Origin of the sequence: Providencia sp. PROV197 (assembly GCF_028479625.1) — a bacterium.
GTDB classification, from domain to species: Bacteria; Pseudomonadota; Gammaproteobacteria; order Enterobacterales; family Enterobacteriaceae; genus Providencia; species Providencia vermicola.
This window is the reverse complement of sequence record NZ_JAMPNZ010000008.1, coordinates 55,586-80,483: the sequence shown is the minus strand read 5'-3', so window position 1 is coordinate 80,483 and position 24,898 is coordinate 55,586. Positions and strand designations below refer to the sequence as shown.

Annotated in this window: 22 protein-coding genes; 14 read left to right on the top strand and 8 right to left on the bottom strand. The window is 38.4% G+C overall.

What is annotated here, in order from left to right; all coding sequences use genetic code 11:
* Window positions 1-125: 125 nt before the first annotated feature.
* Window positions 126-650, top strand: coding sequence for a hypothetical protein (locus PR808_RS04600; protein WP_206085386.1), 525 nt, complete (start codon window positions 126-128; stop codon window positions 648-650).
* A 254-nt stretch (window positions 651-904) separates the two neighbouring features.
* Entirely contained in the window at window positions 905-1,294 is a 390-nt protein-coding gene (locus tag PR808_RS04595; protein ID WP_206085387.1) for a hypothetical protein, read from the top strand.
* A 157-nt stretch (window positions 1,295-1,451) separates the two neighbouring features.
* Here the strand turns inward: PR808_RS04595 and cdd are convergent, their stop codons facing one another.
* The 3 genes from cdd to PR808_RS04580 all read right to left on the bottom strand — a co-directional run bounded on the left by cdd (window position 1,452) and on the right by PR808_RS04580 (window position 3,706).
* On the bottom strand, window positions 1,452-2,339 hold the full coding sequence (gene cdd, locus PR808_RS04590; RefSeq protein WP_272538806.1) for a cytidine deaminase: 888 nt from the start codon (window positions 2,337-2,339) through the stop codon (window positions 1,452-1,454).
* Between the two features lie 204 nt (window positions 2,340-2,543).
* The gene (locus PR808_RS04585) at window positions 2,544-3,239 is read right to left on the bottom strand and encodes a CidB/LrgB family autolysis modulator (RefSeq protein ID WP_206085389.1); all 696 of its coding nucleotides are present in this window, start codon (window positions 3,237-3,239) and stop codon (window positions 2,544-2,546) included.
* Window positions 3,239-3,706, bottom strand: a complete 468-nt coding sequence (locus PR808_RS04580) for a CidA/LrgA family protein (protein ID WP_272538805.1) — start codon at window positions 3,704-3,706, stop codon at window positions 3,239-3,241. Before PR808_RS04580 ends, PR808_RS04585 begins: the two co-directional genes overlap by 1 nt.
* A gap of 305 nt (window positions 3,707-4,011) precedes the next feature.
* Here PR808_RS04580 and PR808_RS04575 point away from each other — a divergent pair, with 305 nt between their 5' ends.
* From PR808_RS04575 to PR808_RS04560, 4 genes are read left to right on the top strand one after another with little or no spacing between them, the layout of a single operon-like run.
* On the top strand, window positions 4,012-5,040 hold the full coding sequence (locus PR808_RS04575; protein ID WP_272538804.1) for a threonine aldolase family protein: 1,029 nt from the start codon (window positions 4,012-4,014) through the stop codon (window positions 5,038-5,040).
* Window positions 5,041-5,093: 53 nt separating this feature from the next.
* Window positions 5,094-5,615 carry an MFS transporter gene (locus PR808_RS04570; RefSeq protein WP_272538803.1) on the top strand — a complete coding sequence of 174 codons (522 nt, stop codon included), beginning with the start codon at window positions 5,094-5,096 and terminating at the stop codon, window positions 5,613-5,615.
* Entirely contained in the window at window positions 5,606-6,262 is a 657-nt protein-coding gene (locus tag PR808_RS04565) for an MFS transporter (RefSeq protein WP_272538802.1), read from the top strand. The genes PR808_RS04570 and PR808_RS04565 overlap by 10 nt, the downstream gene beginning before the upstream one ends.
* Window positions 6,240-7,451: an ATP-grasp domain-containing protein gene (locus tag PR808_RS04560; protein ID WP_272538801.1), complete on the top strand. Its 1,212-nt coding sequence runs from the start codon at window positions 6,240-6,242 to the stop codon at window positions 7,449-7,451. The genes PR808_RS04565 and PR808_RS04560 overlap by 23 nt, the downstream gene beginning before the upstream one ends.
* Window positions 7,452-7,539: 88 nt before the next feature.
* Here PR808_RS04560 and metG read toward each other — a convergent pair whose 3' ends face one another.
* Window positions 7,540-9,567: a methionine--tRNA ligase gene (gene metG / locus PR808_RS04555; RefSeq protein WP_272538800.1), complete on the bottom strand. Its 2,028-nt coding sequence runs from the start codon at window positions 9,565-9,567 to the stop codon at window positions 7,540-7,542.
* 268 nt (window positions 9,568-9,835) lie between these two features.
* Here metG and apbC point away from each other — a divergent pair, with 268 nt between their 5' ends.
* The 6 genes from apbC to asmA all read left to right on the top strand — a co-directional run bounded on the left by apbC (window position 9,836) and on the right by asmA (window position 16,164).
* Window positions 9,836-10,948, top strand: coding sequence for an iron-sulfur cluster carrier protein ApbC (gene apbC / locus PR808_RS04550; protein WP_206085392.1), 1,113 nt, complete (start codon window positions 9,836-9,838; stop codon window positions 10,946-10,948).
* 197 nt (window positions 10,949-11,145) lie between these two features.
* A complete protein-coding gene (locus PR808_RS04545; protein ID WP_206085393.1) occupies window positions 11,146-11,706 on the top strand; it encodes a LemA family protein in 561 nt (186 codons plus the stop codon).
* Window positions 11,707-11,791: 85 nt separating this feature from the next.
* The gene (gene htpX / locus PR808_RS04540) at window positions 11,792-12,748 is read left to right on the top strand and encodes a zinc metalloprotease HtpX (protein WP_272538799.1); all 957 of its coding nucleotides are present in this window, start codon (window positions 11,792-11,794) and stop codon (window positions 12,746-12,748) included.
* Window positions 12,749-12,929: 181 nt separating this feature from the next.
* The gene (gene udk / locus PR808_RS04535; RefSeq protein WP_206085395.1) at window positions 12,930-13,574 is read left to right on the top strand and encodes a uridine kinase; all 645 of its coding nucleotides are present in this window, start codon (window positions 12,930-12,932) and stop codon (window positions 13,572-13,574) included.
* Window positions 13,575-13,612: 38 nt separating this feature from the next.
* Window positions 13,613-14,194, top strand: coding sequence for a dCTP deaminase (dcd, locus tag PR808_RS04530; protein WP_206085396.1), 582 nt, complete (start codon window positions 13,613-13,615; stop codon window positions 14,192-14,194).
* Between the two features lie 131 nt (window positions 14,195-14,325).
* Complete coding sequence (asmA, locus tag PR808_RS04525; RefSeq protein ID WP_272538798.1) at window positions 14,326-16,164, top strand: outer membrane assembly protein AsmA; 1,839 nt, start codon at window positions 14,326-14,328, stop codon at window positions 16,162-16,164.
* A 47-nt stretch (window positions 16,165-16,211) separates the two neighbouring features.
* Here the strand turns inward: asmA and PR808_RS04520 are convergent, their stop codons facing one another.
* Window positions 16,212-16,763: a hypothetical protein gene (locus PR808_RS04520; protein WP_272538797.1), complete on the bottom strand. Its 552-nt coding sequence runs from the start codon at window positions 16,761-16,763 to the stop codon at window positions 16,212-16,214.
* Window positions 16,764-16,946: 183 nt separating this feature from the next.
* Window positions 16,947-18,530 (bottom strand): TerC family protein, encoded by a 1,584-nt coding sequence (locus PR808_RS04515; protein WP_206085399.1) that lies wholly within the window; start codon window positions 18,528-18,530, stop codon window positions 16,947-16,949.
* Between the two features lie 366 nt (window positions 18,531-18,896).
* On the opposite strand from PR808_RS04515, the gene gndA reads away from it, so the two are divergent.
* Both gndA and PR808_RS04505 read left to right on the top strand, forming a co-directional pair.
* Window positions 18,897-20,303 carry an NADP-dependent phosphogluconate dehydrogenase gene (gndA, locus tag PR808_RS04510; protein ID WP_206085400.1) on the top strand — a complete coding sequence of 469 codons (1,407 nt, stop codon included), beginning with the start codon at window positions 18,897-18,899 and terminating at the stop codon, window positions 20,301-20,303.
* A 367-nt stretch (window positions 20,304-20,670) separates the two neighbouring features.
* The gene (locus tag PR808_RS04505) at window positions 20,671-21,864 is read left to right on the top strand and encodes a multidrug effflux MFS transporter (RefSeq protein ID WP_272538796.1); all 1,194 of its coding nucleotides are present in this window, start codon (window positions 20,671-20,673) and stop codon (window positions 21,862-21,864) included.
* Between the two features lie 56 nt (window positions 21,865-21,920).
* Here PR808_RS04505 and PR808_RS04500 read toward each other — a convergent pair whose 3' ends face one another.
* Complete coding sequence (locus tag PR808_RS04500; RefSeq protein WP_272538795.1) at window positions 21,921-22,622, bottom strand: TagA domain-containing protein; 702 nt, start codon at window positions 22,620-22,622, stop codon at window positions 21,921-21,923.
* Window positions 22,623-22,652: 30 nt separating this feature from the next.
* Complete coding sequence (locus PR808_RS04495; protein ID WP_272538794.1) at window positions 22,653-24,791, bottom strand: M66 family metalloprotease; 2,139 nt, start codon at window positions 24,789-24,791, stop codon at window positions 22,653-22,655.
* Window positions 24,792-24,898: the final 107 nt, after the last annotated feature.

The following is a 24,898-nucleotide window of genomic DNA, read 5'->3' as shown; positions in this document are numbered from 1 at the left end:
AGTTGTGCTTTCAGTTTTTCTTCTTGGTGCTTGCCAAAATCCTCAAGAAAATAATGTAAAATATAATAAAAAAATATAATTATTTTTTTTGAAAAAAAGGTGTTAAAACACTACGTCTTTTCTTTATGCTACAGATGTTATACTTTTCTGAATCTAAGGATTTAATATTTGATAGAAAAAAATTAGTCCTTTTTAAGGGTGAAAAAGATAATAACCCAATGTCAGAATTTTTAAAGTATCCAAAGGACGCATTTATTAAAAAATTAAGCCATGAACAGGCAATGGGTTTTTATCGTGAGAATTTAAATGAAATGGGAATGTCTTATCATGCTTGGATTTTAGCAGATGTTTTAGATGTTGTTAATGAGAGAAACCGAGAGGCACTATGGCAACAGTTCATTTTTGTGGTGAATAACAACGACCCTGCGAAGGAAGCTAAATTATTCATGATGCTTTGGTATACAATGGTAAGGGAAGCTTCCAAACCACCATCAGACAAGCAAATTAAAAGCAAAAGGTGGCTGGAGAAAATGAGGCGGATTACTTTAGTTAATAAGCTAGAGAAAAAGTTAGATTTTATGTTTGAAGAAATGATTAATGATTCAAAGTTTGATAATAAAAGCCGAAGGGGTTCTAATGATATCTTTTAAATCTAAATCTATTATTACATTAATTTTTTATTTTTATAATTTTATCATGTTTAAGTCTTTTAAATAAAGGTCATGCTTTTACTGATATAGACAGTATTCAAAAGGTTAATAATTCGGATAATAAATATTTCAGTATTTTTATTTATCTAGAAAAAGAATTTTTAATTAATCACATGAAGGAGCGAGGTGATTCATTTACCAGTGAAAAACTGAGAAAATATTAACGTGAATTAATGTTAGCATATGACAGAGTTATGAAAAATCGCAAAGAAATTGATAACATCCGAATTGGTGATATTACACATCAAGAATTTATTAAAATACAAAAAGAAGCGATGTTAAATTCAGGAATTCCTTATGAAGGTTGGTTGTTTAAAGATGTATTTGAAGTATTATCTATAGATAAAAAGAATAAAATTATAGGGAAACTATTAAATAGCTTTTCTAATAAATCACATAATGGTGAATCAGCGTTATTCGTTAGCATTTGGCTAGATATGAAAGAAGAAGCCGCGCAATCTGCATCGATAAAACAGCAACAAAGCCAAGCTTGGCTAGAAAAAATGCGAAAGATCCCTTTAGTTATTACATTAGAAGACACGATAAATGAAACAGAGAAATTGTTTAATGAATTCACTTACTAGGGCATATATTAATCAAAACTAGTGAGTCCTATTATGGATGGCCACTTTGCAGGTAAATGGTTTTGTGAACAAGACTAAAGCTCTAATAACAACTATACGGTTATTGCTGTTTATTCAAGCTCCCAGCAATAACCGTTATATTTAAATAAATATAAAATTAATCCAAATAAGCTAATTCAATATTTTGGCAACCCAGTGCTTGTAATGTATTTTCGGTAACACACCAATGTTTGATAATCGCATCTTGCTTTTCAACAAATTTAGCTTGGTCGATGGCGTGAATATCTTTACCTGAGAGGTTAATCATAATTAACGCCGCTTGCAGTGGTGGCAAACTTGGGTTGAATGCGGCATTTTCTGCGTAGCGGCCTGTAAATAATGAACCATCTTTTAACTGTAACGCAATACCTGAATGGGATTGGCTATAAGGCGCATGAGATTGGTTTGCTGCCTCGATTGCAGCAGTTAATAACCTGTCACGGCTTTGGTTTTTATAACCATGGTCGACAGGGTCTAGCAGTAAAGTGGTAATATTGAGGTCAGAAGGCCCAAAAGAGTCGGGTAAATAGTGGTGCAGTACCGCAGGTGTGCGGCCAGGTAAATTCACCATAATTTTACCACCTTCGCGTAATTCATTCATAAACTGGCGGCAGTGGCCACATGGGGTGTAATTCACAGTGATCGACGTAATTTGCTTTTCGCCTTTCATCCATGAATGGGTGATCGCACATTGCTCCGCGTGGATCACTTGCCCCATCGAAACATGGCTAAATTCCATATTGGCGCCGAAATATAAATTACCGCTAGCGCCGCAAGCGATTGCACCAACATGGAAATGGGAGATTGGCGTAACGGCATAGGCCGCTGCAAAAGGGAGTAGTGAGAATGCTAATTCTGAGTCGCTAACACCGCTTTGCGCTTTAATGTGCTGCACTTGCTCAGCCGTTAGCATTCCAGGAAAATCGGATTTATCAATGATAGGTCTAAGTACAGACTGTAGCTTCTCTGGAAGCTCGGCCCAAGCGGCCTTAAATCTTGAATGCATGAGTTACCCTCCCTATTTAATTGTTTTCATTCTATTCAATAAAGTACATATTGATATGTGATTTAAATCACTAATTTAAATGAAACATATGAAACAAATTCTTTAATTGAGAGATATATCTCATGTTTTTAGTGTTCAATGATAAGTAAGAGAACATCGTTTTCTCTTACTCATCATACTTAACGGAGTGTTTAACTAATAAGATTAGCTAAAAAGATGCAAAATGACAGGAAATATAAATGGCGCACTTAACGAGGTGATCACCCCACAGGTCATCAATGCGAGCGAACTATAAGCTCCCTCAATGTAATTAACCTCAGCGCAACGTGCGGTGCCTAATGCGTGGGAAGCCGTTCCCATCGCAAGCCCACGAGACGCATGGGTGCGTACACGTAAAGCATCAAATAAACTGTGGCCAAACATGGCGCCTAAAATCCCCACAAACAACACACAAGCGGCACTAATTGCAGGGATCCCACCAATTGAATCGGCAACCGCCATCGCAATTGGCGTCGTAACAGATTTCGGTAATATTGAGGCGGCGATATCTGGCGTTGCCCCAAGCCAAAATGCAATTGCTGCGCCACTGAACATCGCGACGATGCTACCCGCAAAGCAGATACTAAACAAAGATTTCCATTGGGCACGAATTTGGTGCATTTGCTCATACAGGGGGAAAGCCAATGCCACAACGGCGGGTTGCAGTAAATCATTCAGGATTTTACTGCCCGCAAAATAATGCTCATAGGATGTATTGGTGATAACCAGTATGGCAATAAGCACCGCAATGGTAATTAATAATGGGTTTAATATCGGTAATTTAAATTTCACTGATAATTTGCGGGCAAGGTAAAACACCACAATTGTCAGCGGTAACGACCACCAAATGTGCGTTAACATTATTCATTCCCCTTAGTTTTATCATTATTAATCACCGAAGAAATTGGCTCTTCAGGAGGAAGGGGAACTTCATCAGGTTTAGCACCCACGACAGGGCGTTCTTTGTGGATATAGTTGGAACTGATAGCGACGACTATCATTACAATTAAGGTACTGACCACACAAGAAACCACAATCGGGAGCAGCTGTTGACTCAGTAAGTCATAGTAATTCATGATCCCCACACCGATAGGCACAAATAGAATGGTCATATTTTTCAATAAAATACTGCATCCAGGTTGTGCCCAATGTGCAGGGATAACTTGCAGCGCCAGCAGTGCAAATAAAATGAGCATACCGACAATACTGCCAGGGATAGCAAAAGGAAGTAGGGTAGAGATAAGGTTTCCGATAATCAGGCAGAGGTAAAGTATTGCGAAAGCGCGCAAATACTGCCATCCCGTTATCAGTACCTGTTTAAATGACATGAGATCCGTCCTGTAGCTTGATATCTATTCATCATACAATTAACTAGAGAGTTGTGCTATAGATCACAAGAAAATATCTTAACATTCTGCGATGGGAAACTGAAACACACAGACTGCTAATGTACTCACGAAAACAAGGTTTAAGCTAATATCTTTGAGGTATACTTTATTAAATATTTATTACGTATATCACAGTTATTATTTTTTATTTTAAAAGTAGTTGAACTATAGCGTTTAGCCGATAAATTAAATAATTAAAGAGTATTTAAAATGATTGAATAATTGAATAATAAATAAGGAAATAAATGGATTATATAGATCTCAGAAGTGATACATTAACTAAAATTTCACCCAATGATTTAATTAATATGGATTTTAGTAAGATAGGAGACGATTGCTACAATGAGGATGAATATGTTAAAGAGTTAGAATGTTTTGCCGCAACGTTATTTGGAAAAGAATCAGCATTATTTATGCCATCTGGAACAATGAGCAATCAAATAGGTCTTAGGGTACTAGCAAATCCTGGCGATGAGGTAATTACTGAAACAGGTTATCATATTTGTTATTTTGAATCTTCTCCAACATCTGCACTTAGCGGGATTGTTATTAATAATATTAAAACAAGTAGTGGGATATTAACGGTTAAAGATGTCATTGAAGCCATAAATAATAAATCAAGGTGGTCAAATTTATATGCAATTCCTAAGGTCATCTCGATAGAAAGTAGTATTGGAACCTATGGAGGATGTATATTTCCTATTGAAGAAATTAAGGCATTAAGAAAATTATGTGATGATAGAAACATTTCATTATATCTTGATGGCGCAAGGGTTTTAAATTCATGTGAGGCACTGAGTATTTCACCAGAATGCTATGTGAAAGACATAGATCTGCTCAATGTTTGTCTTTCAAAGGGGATTGGTGCGCCTTTTGGTTCAGTGCTTATTTGGAAAGAGCGGGATATCCAAATTGCAAGAAAGCTTAGGAAGTGGTATGGCGGTACATTGCATCAATCAGGTTTAATGGCGTTTATAGCATTAAAAAAATTAAAAGAGTACAAAGTAAATATAAGGAAAGACCATGATAATGCTCAATACTTATGTAAAATATTGGAGGGTTTTTTTGAAATAAAATACCCAGTTGAAACTAATATTATTATGGTAAATAAAAAAAATGCACATGAGTTTTCTTTATTGCTTAAAGAGTCTGGTATTTTAGCAACAGCATGGACGGATGAAATTATTAGGTTTGTTACTAGTTCAAATATAAATAAATATAAATTAAATAAATTGAATGGAATACTTAATTCAATGGGGATTTTTAGAAAATAGAAAATAGAAAATAGAAAATAGAAAATAGAAAATAGAAAATAGAAAATAGAAAAATGAAAAATAAAATATTAGCGTCAAGGTTTTTGTCTGGTGTTTCATTTTATAGCTTTTTACCCTTCTACTCTCTTTACTTATTAAACTATAAAGAACTTACAAAAGAAGATATTGCAATTATATTATTTGTGTTCTTATTTGTAAGTAGAGGTTTTTCTTTACTTTCACACTATATTATTTTTTTGTTAGGCTATAAGATTACATTCATTATGAGTTATCTGCTAACATCATTAGCGATAGCTATGACCTACCTTTTAAGTGATGTTAGCTCATTTATTATTTTTTCTGCAATTATAGGTGCAGGGTTCTCAATTGCGAATGTATGTACTAGTCTTTTTTTGGCTGAAAACTCTTTGCATTCAAATAGAATGAGAAATTTTTCTATTTTAAATGTCATCGTTAATATATCTTCAGCGTTAGGTGGTGTTTTAGGCGAGTTTTTTTACAATAAGTCATATCCTGGTGTTATTTTATTTCCTGCTTTGATTATGCTTTTTCAGCTATATATTCAATGGGAATAAAAGACAGTGCAATATCTAATGAGAATAATAATAATAATAATAATACAATAAGAGTATCTGCAAGCTTTAGTGAGTGGTGTGTTTTTGTTTTGTATAGCGCTGTTTCTTTTTTCATGATAGGTGTGATACTAAGGAATCTTGCATATCACTATGAATTATACTCAAAGATGGAAATAAAATATATTTCAGTTTCATTACTTTTCGCTTTAAATGCAGGGATTATTATTACTCTACAAATGAAAGTGACAAACTTTTTAGCGAATAAAAATCTACTTATTCAAAATATTATCTATAAAATAAGTTTATTATTAACAGTAAGTATTTTGTTTTTTTTGGATTTTAATTCGGCAACCAGTTTGTATTTATTAATTGGTCTATTTTCTTTGTGTGAGTTAGTTTGGAGTCCGTATAATAATAGCCTTTCTATTATCAAATGTCCGTTTGAGAATAAAAAAATGTCATTATCCTTATGTGTTTTTTTCTGGGGTGTTGCAGAATCATGTGGCGCGTATTTTGGCCTTATAGCAGGACTATATCAATTAAATTATGTATTGCCTTTTTTTATTATAATATTACTTATTTTTTTATTTGGGGTTGAGCATTTTTTAACTAAAAGGAATAAATATGAAAACGATAGTTTTTGTTGAATGTAATATATCAGGCACAGGAGTCAGTGCGTTAAAAATTGCCAAGCGTTTAGGTTATCATACAGTATTGTTTACTAAGGAATGTGCATTTTATCGAAAGATACCCGATAACCCAACATTGTATGTTGATGATATTATTGAGTTAAACACAGACTGCATGGTGTCTGTTTTACATAAAGCAATGCAATATAACACAGTTGGAGTTGTGGCATTTGATGACTATCGTTTAGTGACGGCGGCAGCAGTATCTCATGCCTTAGGCTTGCCATCCCCAAGTATTAAAGCTTTAGTTTCATGCCGATATAAAAATATATCGCGGGAAATACTTTCTAATAAAGAAGAAAACATTAAATTTAAAGTCTGCCAGATTGGAGAAAATATAGATTTTTCAGAGTTTACGTTTCCTTTAGTTGTCAAACCTTGTGATGATAGCGGTAGTAGTCAAGTCACGATTTGTTCTAATATTGAAGAGGCTAATATTGCTGTTACAGAGCTAATTAATTTTCGAATTAATAATCGAGGTTATAAATTATCATCGTATTATTTAATTGAAGAGTTTATTCAAGGTAGTGAATACAGCGCTGAAGTATATTGGAATATTGAATTAAATCAATGGGAAGTATTAGGTATAACCGAAAAAATAACTACGCAAGGGAAATACGCTGTAGAAATAGGGCATAATTTTCCTTGTAAATTGGAATTAAAAAATAAAATAGAGGAGACAATTATTGGCTGGTTAAACCGGCTTGGATTGTCACATACAGTTGCTCATGTTGAGTTTAAACTCGATAATAATAAAATCAGGTTAATTGAAGTAAATCCAAGAGTCGCGGGAGGGATGATTGATAATCTTTGTGAAAACGTAACAGGTTTTAGTTTAGTTGAATGTTACTTATCGTTGCATGTGAAGGGGATGTCATATATACCGCAATCTGTTGTTGAAAATCGATTTGCATCAATTCGTTTTATAACACCTACAAAATTAGGAACGATTAAAACGATTTCTACAGCACTTGTGTTATCACCATCATTACTATACAAATTTGTTTCGACCCCTATTGATGCTAAAGCTCTTAAAGATAGTTATAGCCGTCTTGGTTACATTGTAGTTTATGGAACTTGCGCTGAAGAGGTTATTACTTCGGTGGAGAGCAAATTACAGCAAATAAAAATTGAGTATATTGAGTAATATTTGGGGGTAGAAAACAACCCTAATGACTTAGTGTATAAGTATTAGGGTTGTTATAGCGTTTAATTAATAGATACTAATACAGATGTTACTTAACTTGCATACCTGGCTGTGCGCCGCTATCAGGGCTGAGCAGATAAATGTCTTTTCCACCAGGGCCTGCTGCCATGACCATACCTTCGGAAATACCAAAGCGCATTTTACGTGGAGCAAGGTTTGCGACCATCACCGTTAAACGGCCTTCTAATGCTTTCGGGTCTGGGTATGCAGAGCGAATGCCAGAGAACACTTGGCGCGTTTCACCACCAATATCTAACTGTAATTTCAGTAATTTGTCTGAACCCTCAACAAAGTCAGCCTGTTTGATTAGTGCAATTCGCAGGTCGATTTTTGCAAAATCATCAAAGGTGATCGTATCTTGAATTGGGTCATCCGCCAGTGGGCCAGTGACTTGCTGGATTGGCTTGATGCTCTCTTTTGATGCTTCAACCATTGCATCCACTTTTGTCATTTCAATGCGGTTAAATAGCGCTTTGAAAGGTGCAACACTGTGACCAAGTAATGGAGTGTTAATCGCATCCCAAGATAACTCAGTATTTAAGAACGCTTCTGCACGTTTGGTCAGACCTGGTAAAACGGGTTTCAGGTAAGTCATCAATATACGGAACAGGTTAATCCCCATTGAGCAGATATCTTGCAGCTCTTGGTCTTTGCCTTCTTGTTTAGCAACTACCCAAGGGGCTTTTTCATCAACATAGCGGTTAGCAATATCCGCTAGTGCCATGATTTCGCGGATCGCTTTGTTGTATTCGCGATTGCTATAATCTTCACCAATGACTTTTGCCGCATCAACAAACTGTTGATATAACTCAGGCTCTGCTAAGTTTGCAGATAACTTGCCATCGAAGCGTTTAGCAATAAAGCCTGCGTTACGCGAAGCTAAGTTAACCACTTTGTTTACAATATCGCTATTGACGCGCTGAACGAAATCTTCAAGGTTTAAATCAATATCATCGATACGAGAAGACAGTTTTGCCGCGTAGTAATAACGTAAGCAGTCCGCGTCTAAATGGTCTAAATATGAACGCGCAGTGATAAAAGTACCACGCGATTTTGACATTTTCGCGCCATTAACCGTGACATAACCATGAACAAATAGGTTAGTTGGTTTACGGAATTGGCTGCCTTCTAACATCGCAGGCCAGAACAGGCTGTGAAAATAGACGATATCTTTACCGATAAAGTGGTAAAGATCTGTTTTCGAGTCTTTATTCCAGAATTCATCGAAACTCAGGTCACCGCGTTTGTCGCACAGGTTTTTAAATGAACCCATGTAACCAATTGGTGCATCTAACCAGACATAGAAATATTTACCTGGCGCATCTGGGATTTCAAAGCCGAAATACGGTGCATCGCGGGTAATATCCCACTGTTGCAGACCTGATTCGAACCATTCTTGCATTTTGTTCGCGACTTGTTCTTGCAGCGCACCCGAGCGAGTCCATGCTTGCAGCATGTCGCTAAATGCAGGTAAATCAAAGAAAAAGTGTTCTGAATCACGCATTACAGGTGTTGCACCAGAGATAACAGAACGCGGGTTGATTAATTCTGTTGGGCTGTAGGTTGCGCTACACACTTCACAGTTATCACCGTATTGGTCTTCTGCTTTACATTTCGGGCAAGTACCTTTAACGAAGCGGTCTGGTAAGAACATGCCTTTTTCTGGGTCGAAAAGCTGAGAAATAGTGCGGTTTTTAATAAAACCGTTATTTTTCAGTTTCCCATAAATCAGTTCTGATAATGCTTTATTTTCTTCACTGTGTGTCGAGTGATAGTTATCATAGCTAATGGAAAAACCTGCAAAATCGTTCTGATGTTCTTGGCTCACTTCAGCAATCATGGCTTCAGGCGTGACACCTAGCTGTTGTGCTTTAAGCATGATTGGGGTTCCGTGCGCATCGTCAGCACAGATAAAATGAACCTCTTTGCCGCGCATTCGCTGATAACGGACCCAAATATCAGCCTGAATGTGCTCCAGGATATGACCAAGATGGATTGAACCGTTAGCATAGGGTAACGCACAGGTTACCAGTAATTTATTCGCGACTTGAGACATAGTAACTTTCTTACTTCCATTATTTGAAAAGGGTCTTTGATGTTAACCGATCAAAACCATCGCTGCTAGGGATATAAAAGATTAATTGGAAATTTGTTGGAAAAAGAAATTTTCGCCTCTTCTTGGCTTTTCCTGCGCTTGGCAATCACTATTTTTTATGTTCTCTGTTATGATTAACCTCAGTCAAAGTATATCCGTCTAATCTCAGGTAGCTTATCGAGTTATATAGGATATCTATAAGTTCAAAAATATAAATAAAGGAGCCGGGATGAACGATAAATCCCCCGAGCAGAACAAACCAGAACTGCTGACTGAACAAGTCTCCAAAGTTTTGGCTTCATTTACACACCCAACGCTGCAACGTAATCTGATTTCCATCAAAGCGTTACATCATTGTGCAATGTTGGACAATGTGCTGCACGTCGAATTAGTCATGCCATTTGTTTGGAAAGGGCCTTTCCAAACGCTGATTAGCGAAAAAACGGCAGAACTGAAGCAGTTAACTGGCGCTCATGCGGTTGAGTGGAAACTGCGTCACGATGTGACGACGCTAAAACGCGCTAACGATTTGCCTGGTATCAAGGGTGTGCGCAATATTCTGGCGGTGAGCTCAGGTAAAGGCGGTGTGGGTAAATCCAGTACTTCTGTCAACCTCGCGCTAGCACTGGCGCAAGAAGGGGCGAAAGTTGGTATCCTTGATGCGGACATTTATGGTCCGTCAATTCCAAATATGCTAGGCACAACACTAGAGCGCCCAACGTCTCCTGATGGCCAGCACATGGCGCCGATTATGGCGTATGGCTTAGCGACTAACTCCATCGGTTATTTAGTCACTGACGATAACGCAATGGTATGGCGTGGCCCAATGGCAAGTAAGGCGTTAATGCAAATGCTGCAAGACACCTTATGGCCTGATTTAGACTATTTAGTGATCGATATGCCACCAGGAACAGGGGATATCCAATTAACTCTGTCACAAAACATCCCTGTAACAGGCGCGGTTGTGGTGACAACGCCACAAGATATCGCACTGGTTGATGCCATGAAAGGTATCGTGATGTTTAAGAAAGTGAATGTGCCAGTGTTAGGCGTAGTAGAAAATATGAGCGCACATATTTGCAGTAACTGTGGCCATGTTGAGCCAATTTTTGGTACTGGTGGTGCAGAAAAACTGGCTGAAAAATACAACACGAAACTGTTAGGCCAAGTTCCGCTGCATATTTCTTTGCGTGAAGATCTCGATCGTGGTCAACCAACTGTTATGCGTGATCCTGAAGGTGAGTTTGCGGATATCTACCGTGAAATTGCATCAGGCATTTCAGCATTAATGTATTGGGAAGGGGATAAAATCCCAACGGAAATTTCATTCCGCGCGGTGTAGTTCACCATAATCTATTAGGGGCTATTTAGTGTTTAACATTAAATAGCCTTTTTTTATTTGTATTGCTTTCCTATCCAACCCACTTTCCCTTTTTCTGATTTATCTGTGGATTGTTTCTATATTGGGAAAGGATAGCGTAGAATAAAGTGATATTGTTGATGAATTCTTTTCCTATGGGCAAGGCCTAAAAGGTGATTATGAAATTTTTAATTTTTATTGTCGTCGTGGTGCTGATCGTTATTTATTTTTATAACCGTATCGTGGCATTACGCGAAGCCGTAGTTTCCAGCGAAACTGAAATTTCAGTTCAATTAGACAGACGCGGAAAAGTGTTTGATAGCTTACTTGCGACGGTGAAAAAATACTTAAGCCATGAAACGGAAGTGTTCAGTAAAATTACAGAGCTACGCACTCAGGCACAAAATTCAACGGGCGATAAAGCACGCGAAGCGGAAGATGCGCTATCCAAAATGGTGAGTAGTGGGGCGATTAATGTCGCAGTTGAAGCCTACCCAGAGCTGAAATCTGATGCAATCATGGCTAACTTGCAAGAGGAAATCGTTTCTTCAGAAAATAAGCTGTCTTTTGCAAAACGCGGTTATAACCGTTCATTAGAAACCTATAATGCGTATATTGCATCCATGCCAGCTGCGCTTATTGTTGGTATTATTCCGAGCTTAAAAATATCAAAAGAATACTGGCGTCTTGACGAAGAGACGATTAAGTCTGAAGAATCACGTCGCATTAATTTTGACTAATTATCGGTTTATTGTCATTTGGACAAATTATCGGGACAGCTTAGGACGTTCCGATAATTATCTGTGATAGAAAGCAGGGTATTTTATGGATTTTCGTAACGTCATACGTAAAAATAATATTCGGACTCGTTTTGTGGTGATGAGCTATATTTTTATTATGCTTATCATTGGGTTATTAGCGGATATTGCCACGCATCCAAATGAGCAATTAGATTTGTTTGATAATGCAATGGAATTTGTGACGTTAAAAGAAATGCCAATTGCGACATTTATCGTTTTAGGTTTGACATTCCTTGGGTTGGTTTATATTCATTTTCGTGGTCATAAAATGATGTTGGCAGGGATGAATGCGAAAGAAATCAACCCAGAAAATGCCACCAGTTCAGAAGAAAAACAGCTGTTTAATATTATTGAAGAGCTGAGTTTAAGTGCAAGTTTAGGCTATATTCCTCGTTTATATATTTTAGAAAGTGATGAGCCAAATGCATTTGCCGCAGGTTGGAATGGCCGTAATGCATTGGTTGGGGTGACGCGCGGTCTGCTTCAAACGCTGAACCGCCAAGAAGTACAAGCCGTTCTGGCACATGAAGTCGGCCATATTATACATGGTGACTCGAAGCTGACTTTGTATGTGGGGATTTTAGCGAACGTGATTTTAACGATAACCAACGTATTTAGTCAGATTTTTATTCGTACCGCAGGGCGAAGCCGTAATAATGCTGCCAATAAAGCCCAAATGATTTTATTGGTGTTGAATTTTGTGTTGCCGTGGATCACACAAATTCTGTATTTTTATTTGTCCCGCACCCGTGAGTATATGGCGGATGCGGCGGCAGTTGATCTTACCTCTGATAACCAAGCCATGATCAGCGCGCTGAAAAAAATATCAGGCAAGCATGCAACCCATGAATATGATCAGAGCAGCACAGGGCAAGCTTATCGAAAAGCGGCTTATATTTTTAATAAGGGGGATTCTGTTTTTTCCACTCACCCGTCTATTGAAAACCGCATTGCCGTTTTAGAAGGGAAAAAGCAGTTTTAGCCACATAAATTAAAGGGCTAATTGGAAATCCCCCCTTTTTCATTAAATATTGGCGTTTTTTTTAGCGAACTTTGCCGAAGGACGCTGGAACAACACGCCATTACCTCCTATAATTCCGCCAACGTAACATTTTGATGTTATGTATTTTCATTTCTAAAATATTTAACCAGGTTATCATTTTATGACTGACATAGCGCATCACTGTACCATTGTAGGTATATCGGGAGCCTCTGCATCTGGCAAAAGCTTAATTGCAAGCACTCTATATCGTGAATTACGAGAAAAGGTCGGTGATCATAATATCGGTGTTATTCCAGAGGACTGTTATTATAAAGATCAAGCAGATGTACCGATGGAAGAACGACTTAAAGTGAACTATGACCATCCTAATTCAATGGATCACAGTTTGCTTTATGAACACCTCAGATCACTAAAAAGTGGTCAAGCAGTAGAAATTCCGCAATACGACTATGTCGCTCACACTCGCAAAGAAAAAACCATTACATTCAAACCTAAAAAAGTCATTATCATTGAAGGCATTTTATTGTTAACCGATAAACGCTTACGTGGTGAGATGGATTTTTCGATTTTTGTTGATACACCACTCGATATTTGCTTGATGCGTCGTATTAAACGTGATGTAAATGAACGAGGCAGAACATTAGATTCCGTGATTGACCAATACAATAAAACGGTTCGCCCAATGTTTTTACAGTTTATTGAGCCATCGAAGCAGTATGCCGATATTATTGTGCCTCGTGGCGGGAAGAACCGTGTGGCAATTGATATCTTAAAAGCGAAGATCGGGGAATTTTGCCAAGAGTAATCAAGGTAAAAACTAACATTATGAAGGGGGAAACAGCCATGCGTCTTTGTGACCGCGATATTATTCAATGGATGGATGATGGCAAATTAGTCATTAGTCCGCGCCCACCTGTTGAACGGATCAATGGTGCGACCGCAGATGTCCGTTTAGGAAATCAGTTTCGTGTTTTTCGTGGACATACCGCGGCATTTATCGATTTAAGTGGCCCAAAAGATGAAGTGAATGCTGCACTGGATCGTGTGATGAGTGATGAGATCGTGCTGAGCGAAGACGAGCCATTTTTCTTACATCCAGGGGAATTAGCACTTGCAGTGACGCTTGAGTCTGTTACGCTCCCAGATAACCTTGTGGGTTGGCTTGATGGTCGCTCATCACTGGCTCGATTAGGCTTGATGGTGCATGTTACCGCGCATCGTATTGACCCTGGCTGGAAGGGGCAAATCGTACTAGAATTTTATAATTCAGGTAAGCTACCATTAGCATTACGCCCTGGCATGGTCATTGGGGCGCTAAGCTTTGAGCCATTATCAGGTAGTGCAGATCGCCCTTATAATAGCCGCCAAGATGCAAAATATAAAAACCAACAAGGGGCTGTTGGTAGCCGTATCAGTGAAGACTGATATTCGCTAAACTTCGCGGAAATTGTGTCATTAATGGATTTTAATGGTGTAATTTTCGCCCATTTTCAGGGAAAGTGATGGTGTGAGTTCACGTTGGTGATGGTCGCAGGTAAAGTTTAAGAGAGGGAAGCATGAAACGTTTTTTAACGACACTGATTATTTTACTTGTCGTCATTGTTGCGGGTCTGACAACATTAGTGATGTTGGTAAATCCGAATGATTTTCGTCATTATATTGTCGAGCAAGTAGAGAAAAAAAGTGGTTATCAGCTTGAATTTAATGGGGATATGCGCTGGCATGTTTGGCCAACGTTGAGCATTATCACCGGTCCCGTATCTTTAACTGCACCAAATGCATCCAAGCCTGCCTTGAGCGCTGAAAATATGCGTTTAGATGTTGAACTGTGGCCTTTGATTTCCCACCGTTTATCTGTTGAACAAATTGTGATTGATGGTGCAGTGATCCGTAAAACACCAGAAAGTGAGCCTCAAGCACATAGTAGCGACCCGATTGCACCTGGTGGCTCAACCTCTCAGACTCCCACTATTGATAAGAATAACTGGTTGTTAGATATTGAAAAAGTTGATATTTCTAACAGTTTAGTGATTTGGCAAACACCAAAAGATGAATTTAACCTCCGCAATATTAATCTGTCACTGAAAAAAAATAATAATAAACAGGTGGCGGTAAAATTCAGCAGTAACCTAAATAAAAACCAACAAGAATTTGTGTTCGATACTCGGGCAGATATTGATTTATCAGCGATAAATCAAAAAATCAGTGGTCAATTAACACAGTTTGATTATTCACTTAGTGGTGTAGATTTACCTGAAAATGGCATTTCTGGGCAAATTACTACCGATTTTTTGTATACCAAGGGGCAACAACCTAACGCGAATTTAACTAATCTATCGATTAAAGCCAATGAAAGCCTGCTAACAGGGAATGTTAGTGTAAAATTAGGTGATATCCCACAGCTGGCTGTTGAATTAACGTCTGAAAAATTAGATTTAGATAGTTTATTGGGGACGGTAGTGACAGCTTCGGCTTCTGAGCTGGAAACCAATAATAACCGTGTTGGGGTCAAGCCTGTTATTTCAGGGGCAAATACACAGCGATATGATTTATCAGGTTTAAAATCATTCACGGCTAACGTTGACTTATCGGTAGGGAATTTAATTTACCGCGGAATGACTGTAACTGATGTGGTGATTAGTGCCCAAAATCAAACCCCCCGTTTAACGGTTTCTAAATTACAAGGGAAAGCATTTGGTGGTGAATTTTCATTACCTGTTACTCTAAATTATAGCGCAACCCCCGTTACTGTTTCAGCAAAACCTGACTTTAAAAACATCGATTCAGCACCGTTATTAAAAGCCTTCAATATGCCGCAAAAACTGAGTGGTATTATTTCCCTTAATGGTGCGTTATCAGGTGTCGGCTATGATGATTATGCAGTGAAGAACCAATGGCAAGGGCCTGTTAGCTTTGAACTGAGAAATGCGAAATTACATGGGTTGAATATTCCACAATTAATTCAGCAATCAGTTTCCCGTGTGACGAATAAAATTAATGCACCTGTGAATACAGGGAATTATACAGAAGTTGAATTATTTACAGTTAATGGCTATTTAAATAAAGGCAATATGAGCATTTCATCAATGAATGCGAAGTCTTCTTTAGTGAATATTAATGGGCAAGGCCATGTAAATATTCCAAATGAAACGATTGATGTGAATTTGGGCGTGAATATTTTTGGGGGATGGGCGGGGGATTCTCGTCTTGTTCAGCAATTGCAAGGAATGACTATTCCGCTGCGTATTTATGGTAATTGGCATAGCTTGCAATATCAGTTGGATGTGGAAAAACTGTTGCGTAATGAGCTACGTACGCAAGCGAAACAAGCCATTGGTAACTTCTTGAAAAAAGAAGAAAACAAAGGGCTGAATGAATTATTGAATGCTTTATAAATAAATGAAGCAACCTAAAAATAGGTTGCTTCATTCTAGGTGGCTATTTATTCGTTGAACTTAGATGGGGTTTTTACACCATTAATGAAATTGTTCTGTCTTTCAAGGTTATCGTTATATTTTATGTTATTCATTTTTTCTTTATGAATTGCTTTATTTTCAGTTAAATCAACCTTTTTGTTCGCTTCGGATAATTGATTTTTTAATTTTTCGAGCTTTTCTGGTTTTGATTTGTGGTGATTATAGGAAGAGGATTTTAATAGGTCCTGGTACTTGTTAATATCTTTTTCTAATGTCTTTAGTGTTAATTTCATCGTTGCTGGACTGTTACTGAAAAGATTATTTGCACCAATAGCCCCGCTGCTAGCTTTTTTTATGTCTTGCATTATGTTTTCAATAGATTTAGTGATTTTTTTCGTTAATTGACTAATATCTTTTTTATGAACCGTTTTTTCGGAAGTCATCACAGGGCATTTTTGATTATTGTTACTAACGTTATTAGTGTTTCCACTTATACCTTTCAATGACTTATTTGTATTTCCACTAACATGTTGAATCGTTGTCTGTGATATGTTCGAATTATGAATTGGTTTTAGCATGATATTACCGTTATTAAAGTTAATTGTATTTTATTGGTTGAATTATTCAGGGTTTCAATGCTGATTTCTTTAATAAAACGCTACTGTTTTTATTGTTAACAGGTAAAGGGATAATATCTTCGGTTTTTAGACAAAAAAACACCGGCTCTATAGGCCGGTATTTTAGTAAAGAAATAAAACTAATTAGTCATCTTCATATTCATAACCATCCCCTTCACGGGCGGGGGGAGTGATTAAGACTTTATTGACGCGGTGACTATTCACTTCCAATGGTTGGAAAATGCAGCCATTAATGGTGACTTGTTCCCCCACTTCTGGAACACGTTGTAAATGCTCCATTAAAAGACCCGCAATGGTTTCGTATTCACGTTTGTCGTCTAACTCCATTGGTACAAACATGATCAGGTCTTCCAGTGGCATAAAGCCATTGGCAATCCATGTACCATCATCAAGCTTCTGAATATCATGACGTGAATCATTCTCTTCATCGCCAACAGGCAGGTTACCTGCGATGGTTTCCATCACGTCGGTCAATGTCACGATACCTTCAATTGAACCAAACTCATCGACAACAAAAGCAAAGTGGGTATGCGCTTTACGGAACTGTTCGAGGGCTTTGAGCAGTGATAGACCTTCTGGGAAAATCAGCGGTTGAGTGATTAACGCACGTAAATCCAATGGCTTACCATTTAGTTGTTGTTTCACTAAATCCATCACATGTACAACACCGACAGGCTCATCACTAATCGTCTCATCAATCACTACAAGGCGCGAGTGTGGGTTTTTCTCCATTAATTGCAACAAGTCGCTAGAAGACTTATTGATATCAAGATAGTCCACATCGTGGCGTGAGGTCATGATACTTTCAACGTTACGCTGCGCCATCCCTAACACTCGAGCAATCATTAAACGCTCTTGTGGGTCGAAGACTGATTTATTATCTGCGATAAGATCTGAGGTATGAGGGTCTAATTCACCGCGTTCTGAATTACCACTTAAAATACGTAACACGGCCTCTGCTGTACGTTCACGCAGTGGGCGCGTCCCCGTTAGGAACTTACGGCGGTTAAATTGCGCGAACTGGTTTAGCACTTCAATCATAATGGAGAAGCCGATAGCGGCGTACAGATAGCCTTTTGGAATGGCGTAGCCAAAACCTTCAGCCACAAGACTGAAACCAATCATCAACAAGAAGCTTAAACACAGTATGACAATGGTAGGGTGGTTGTTCACAAAGCTGGTCAGTGGTTTACTTGCCCAGATCATCAGCAGCATAGCAATCGTGACCGCCGCAATCATTACGCCGATATGGTCAACCATACCCACTGCAGTGATCACAGAGTCAAGAGAGAACACAGCATCAAGAACAATAATTTGTGCAACAACGGCCCAGAAATTCGATGTTTTTCTTTGGGTATTTGCGTGTTCGTCTTTACCTTCTAATCGCTCGTTTAGTTCCATTGTTGCTTTAAACAACAGGAATAGCCCCCCGATTAACATAATTAAGTCCCGAGCACTAAATGGGTGCTCGAACAGCGTGATTATCGGTTTCGTGAGGGTAATGAGCCATGACAGGCTGAATAGAAGCACAACACGCATAACTAAGGCTAATAAAAGCCCAGTTACACGGGCTCTATCGCGCAGCTTTGGCGGGAGCTTATCTGCCAGAATGGCGATGAAGACGAGGTTATCAATACCAAGAACGATTTCTAGAACGATTAGGGTAGCGAGGCCCGCCCAAATCGAAGGATCTGCGATCCATTCCATACAGTTTGTTTTACCTTCTGATATGACGGCTTATACCGACTGGAGAATAATGCGGTTTGTTGAAAGAAATATCAATAAAAATTCACTTTATCCTCGAAATCCTTCAAGTTGCAGCGGTGTTGACTACGCTACGCTCGCCAGGTCACATCGTTTATCTATGCGCCCCGTCTATCTTCGCTTGTCGCCTACCTGCAACTCGGATTATTTGGGGTATAGTTGGACAATTCTTGGCAAAAATGGCGTTGTGTACGTCATCGATTGCATCAATAACTACCATGCTGCACGATCCTAGGTTAATATGTGATCCCGTTAACAGAATGTCAGCACATTGAGGCTGACTTGGTCCTAATCAGACAGGAGTTGTTCATGTCAAAGCAGCAGATTGGTGTTGTCGGAATGGCTGTCATGGGGCGTAACCTTGCGCTCAATATTGAAAGCCGCGGTTACTCAGTGTCTATCTTTAACCGTTCTAAAGATAAAACAGACGAAGTAATTGCCGAAAATCCAGGGAAAAACCTCGTTCCCAACTATACAATTGAAGAGTTTGTTGACTCTCTGGAAAAACCACGCCGCATCTTATTGATGGTTAAAGCGGGTGAAGCAACGGACAAAACAATTGCCTCGCTGACTCCTCATCTGGATAAGGGTGATATCCTTATCGACGGTGGTAACACGTTATTTACGGACACAATCCGTCGTAACCGTGAATTATCTGCACAAGGTTTTAACTTCATCGGAACGGGTGTTTCTGGTGGTGAAGAAGGTGCATTAAAAGGCCCTTCAATTATGCCTGGTGGTCAAAAAGAAGCTTACGAATTGGTTGCGCCAATCTTAAAAGAAATCGCAGCGAAAGCGGAAGGCGAGCCTTGCGTGGCTTACATGGGGCCAGACGGGGCAGGTCACTACGTTAAAATGGTACATAACGGTATCGAATACGGTGATATGCAATTAATCGCTGAAGCTTATTCATTGTTAAAAGGTTCATTAAACCTGAGCAATGAAGAGCTGGCAGGCACCTTTGCAGAGTGGAACAAAGGTGAATTGAGCAGCTACCTGATTGAAATTACAGCAGATATCTTCAAGAAAAAAGATGAAGAAGGTAAGTACCTTGTTGACGTGATTTTAGATGAAGCGGCAAACAAAGGCACCGGTAAATGGACGAGCCAAAGTGCGCTGGATTTAGGCATTCCGCTGACATTAATCACGGAGTCTGTTTTCGCTCGTTATATTTCTTTCTTAAAAGACCAACGTGTTGCAGCGTCTAAAGTCTTAACTGGCCCAGTCTTAAAACCGGTTGAAGGGGATAAGAGCGCATTTGTTGAGAAAGTACGTCGCGCGCTGTACTTAGGTAAAATCGTCTCTTATGCGCAAGGTTTCCAACAGCTAAAAGCGGCATCAGACGAGTACAATTGGGATCTGAACTACGGTGAGATTGCAAAAATCTTCCGTGCAGGCTGTATCATTCGTGCACAATTCCTGCAAAAAATCACGGATGCCTACAACCAAGATGCGAAAATTGCCAACTTACTGTTAGCGCCATATTTCAAACAAATCGCGGACGAATACCAACAAGCTCTGCGTGACGTTGTGTGCTACGGCGTGCAAAATGGTATCCCAACACCAACCTTCTCTGCGGCGATTTCCTATTACGATAGCTACCGCTCAGCGGTATTGCCTGCAAACTTAATCCAAGCGCAGCGTGACTACTTTGGTGCTCACACCTATAAACGTACGGATAAAGACGGTGTTTTCCATACTGAGTGGATGGAATAATTCCAATATCATCCTTTACCGATGATACAAAAGGCGCTAACTTTGGCGCCTCAGACTGCTGACAAACCGATTAGGTTTGGCTGCAGGTTGGATAGATTTTGAAAATAGACGAGGAAAATCAAAGAATTGATTTTCGGCTGATAACACAAAGCAGGAAAAACCACGCTTTTATCCTGCTTTGTTAACAACCTAAGGCGCTAACTTTAGCGCCTTTTTTGCCTTTCACAAATCGTCAAATTGCCTAAAGAAATGATAAGGTTATTTATTTTTACGTTTCTTTTTTGATAGCTAGATGAATAGGTTCCGCTACATTATTCATCAATTGTTGAATGACATAACTTTTATTACGGTATCTGAGCATAGTTTTATGCGTAACTTTCTTATTTTATTACTTTTATTAGTATTGCTTGGCCCATTGGGTATTGATTTATACCTGCCGACTATCCCTGATATTGCGAAGGATTTAGGTAGCAGTGAATCCGTGATTCAATCGACCATTGCACTATTTATTTTAGTCCTAGGCTTAGGGCAATTGATTTCTGGGCCACTGGTCGACCGATACGGGCGAAAGCCCATCGCGATAGTTGGTATGGTGCTCTACATTATTGGGGCTGGTGTTGCCATTTCAGCCACGACGCCAACGGTATTTATTGCCTCGCGTTTACTGCAAGGGGTTGCAGTCTGTTGCACTTCTGTGGTGGCATTTAGCTGTGTTCGTGACCGCATGAATGGCACTGAAGCGGCTCGTGCATTTGGTTTTCTTAATGGCACATTGAATATTGTGCCTGCACTCGCGCCGCTATTAGGCGGTTTGCTGGCAGAAGCATGGGGTTGGCGTGCACCGTTTTGGTTCCTTGCATTATATGCCGTCATCATATTGGTATTAATTGCGGTATTTTTACCTGAGACACGACCGACAAATTTGCCTAAAGTGAAAATTATTCCTTTGGGAACCTATTGCCGTATTTTAGGTCATCGCCAATTTATCATTTTTGCTCTCGTCAATGCAGGTACGATGGGGATGGCATTAACCTATGTTTCCCTTGCACCAACGGTGTTGATGGGGGAGGCTCAGCTGAGCCCGTTAGCGTTTTCCATTGTGTTTGGGATTAACGGTTTTTGGATTATGTTTGCCAGTTATATTGCTAACCATTTTATTCATAAAATCGGGCGTCCTGCCTGCTTGTTGGTTGGTAGCTCAATGATGGCGATCGGTTGTTTAGGGTTGATATTAGGTTTTGTTGTGTTGCCAGAAGCTATTCAAAGTCATTGGGTTGTTTATATGTTGCCTGTGGCTTGTGCGTGTACAGGCCTTGCCTTTATGATGGGAACTGCAACCAGTTATGCTCTTGAGCCTTTTGGTAATGAAGCGGGGACGGCATCTGCGTTGGTAGGGTTTGTGCAAATGGCTGGCGGTGCAGCACTGGGTCTTTTGGCTATAGCATTACCGATCGCGCCAAAGTTATCGTTAGCGATTGTTATGCTAGTCGGCTGTATTTTTGGTTTAGTGGCAAGAAAGGCCAGTTTAAAATTAAATTTGAGTCCCCCCACGAGTGATTAATAAGATTTAAGACTCTATTGATTATATTTTCATAGAGTCTTAAATCGACTTAATGATTAAATGACATAGCCATTAACTGTGGTAGCAAGCTTATTTGGTTTAATATCAATATGCTGTGTATGAACAAGTTTGTTATGCACATAAATATTGGCTTTTATTGGATTAAGCGCTTTTTCTATATTTATATGAAATTTGTTCATAACGTCTTTTGATTTTCTAACGTCGCTTAATTGGTATTTGTGTATTTTACCATTTTGTAAAATGACTTCTATGTAGGGAGCATAAGCCCCAATTTGCGTATCAGGTTGATAAACCATCCCGTATGACCCATAAATAGGAATGCAGCTTTGTTTCTCAATTTTACCTTCAGGGTCATAAAAACCAGTTAAGCTCACGATGGGAACACCTTGTTTATATGGTTTTTTAGTTATTATATGGGAAGCTGATTTTACCCACTTATAGCCATCTGAAATATAGGTGTTTGTTTCATTATTGCTTATCAATTCTATATCATCATTGACATGTATTTTGCTTTGCCAAAGTGCCAATGAACTGATTTTTATAACAGCACCATTATTTTCTTGACTGGCAGCTGGAATATAAAGGTTAGGGCTATGATAGCCATTTCCGCTATTGATATGAATATATTTATGTTTGTTTATCAATTTATTAAATTTTTCGATAGTGAATGTTTCACCATTATGTACTTGGTAATTAAAGAAATAAAAGGCGGAAAGGTCTAAGGGAACATCCTCCATTTTTTGAGTAATAGGGTCCCATTTTTGATATCATGTTTTGGATTTAGCAGAGAAAACATAACTATTTTCAAGCCGTTTTTGGATAGCTGCCAGTGAATTTGGTGTGTACATGGTGTATGCGTTATATCTATCATCATAAGGGCTTCCTCCTGACATCGCATCGGTGTTGAATTTGCCTTCTTTTGTCAGATTGGGAATGAAAAAGTTATAATCAGCATCCCATAACCATGAAGAGTTTTTTTTGTCTGCTGGGGCATGTGTTCCCCCCTCAGTTCCCCCATAATAGTCGCCTAACCCAAAATTATGTCCTAGCTCATGACTGAGTTCGTTACCTCTTGAATTATACAGTGTAACTTTCCCTGCACCTCCTGACCAGCCATGCACTTGCTCACCATTTTCATATACCCCTATAGAATTATGTACAGTGACTTGGAAAGATGGAATAAACGAAAATTCTGCGGCAGTGCTATTAATACCATAGTTGGCTAAATTAATACCGTCAGAGATAAGGTCTTTTCCTATTTGATGGCGCATATTTCCACTGTGCCCACCACCATTTCCTGTCGCTTTTTCGGTGAAAACATCGCCATTAGGCATGACGACCTCAGTTAAGTGAACAGGCTCATACTGAGCAACAATCAGCTTTTCTGCAGGGATAGTTTGAAAATATTGGCGATGTAACTCTGGGTGAGATTGGAAATCAAACTCATTTCTTGGTGGTGTTAGCATACCGATATCAATTGTATTAATTAAAATTTTATTGGGAGCACCAATGGGAATATTGGATAAGGCCCCTTTAGTATCTGAGGTATTAAAAATAAACTGAATACCTGGTTTTATGTGCTCTTGTGAAATACTCGCGGACCATGTGTTCTTCGTATAACTTAAGTTTGCAACGGGCTCAGGTGAAGCTTGTTCCGTAATCGGGAGCCATTTTTTGTTCGGATCATAGACAAAGGTAATACTTTCCCCTTTGGTTAATTTGTACTGTTTATTACCATAGCGAATATAGCTATCAAGAGTTGCTTTCGAGTTAAACGTCATTTTTTTTTTATAAAAATGGTTGTTGGCTCTCAAAGTGAAAAATCTTGCCCAGTTTCCATCACTTGTTTCAATTTTTATTGAGTTATTTTCTTTAATTAACTTGCTTAAGTATCCATTTTCTTTTGCTATTTTAGATATTTCATCATTTTTATTGATGGTCAGGTCGTACCGCATAGGAACACTAAGAGCGGGTGTAAGCACAGAGTTTTTTTGTTTTATAAATAATTCTGACTTTTTAGGTTTTAAGGAATAATACTTGGAAATTAAAGCATCACTTTTAGTTACCCAATGGCCATTTTCATCACAAATTAGTTTAATACTACTACCCTTATTTAATGTTATAGAATTTTTGCTATAGTATATTTTTATGTCTCTATTCATTCTGTTTTTGACTTTAATGTGCATATTTGCCAATTTTTTATTACTGGCTAATATCAAGGGAGTTATATTTGATTCATTATTAAATTCTAACTGTATATAATTTTTATTATTAAATTTTTTTTCTAGCGGGTTAAACATATTCACAAATTGAGCTGTTTCATTTTTAATCTTTAAATTTAAATTCCATGGGCCAGAAAAGTCTTTAGGTCGTATATTGGTCTTTTGAATAGCATCATTGGCGAGTTGGGGAAGCTCGGAAGGTGGGTGCATTTCCTGAGTGACTAACAGATTTTTGTCCTTATCATAAATACTGAATGTCATTTTTGAATCATAGTCCAAGTACATTTGGGGTTTGAACATGAGTAGTGTTTTTCGTCCCGAAACTAGCCTTGGTTGAGTATCACCTTCAATTCGGTTAATTGCGGGGAACAGTGAGCTTTGAGCTAAATAAACAGTGCCTTTTAAGTCTCCTGTTGTATCACTTAACTCTTGGTTAGTTGTGGCATCAAAATATTTATTTTTATTATAAATATTCATATCAGGAATATCTTCATAGATGGCCTGAGGAGATGAGGACTCATTAGATAATGTCTCATTCATTATGATAGAGGAATACCTGATCTCATTAAGTTGGTGATGTTGAGTTTTAAAATCATTAAAATATTCAATGGAATAATTTTCTATTATGTTAGGTAAGTTAGTGAGGTTTTTAATCAACGATAAGGGGGAATAATCCATTAACATAATTTTCCTTTTTGTTCTCTTTACTAGTTTCATTATTTTAATTTAATTCATTTTCTTTTAAATTATAAGATTTGAAATTAGAAGTTTTTCTTAAAAATCAATGTGAT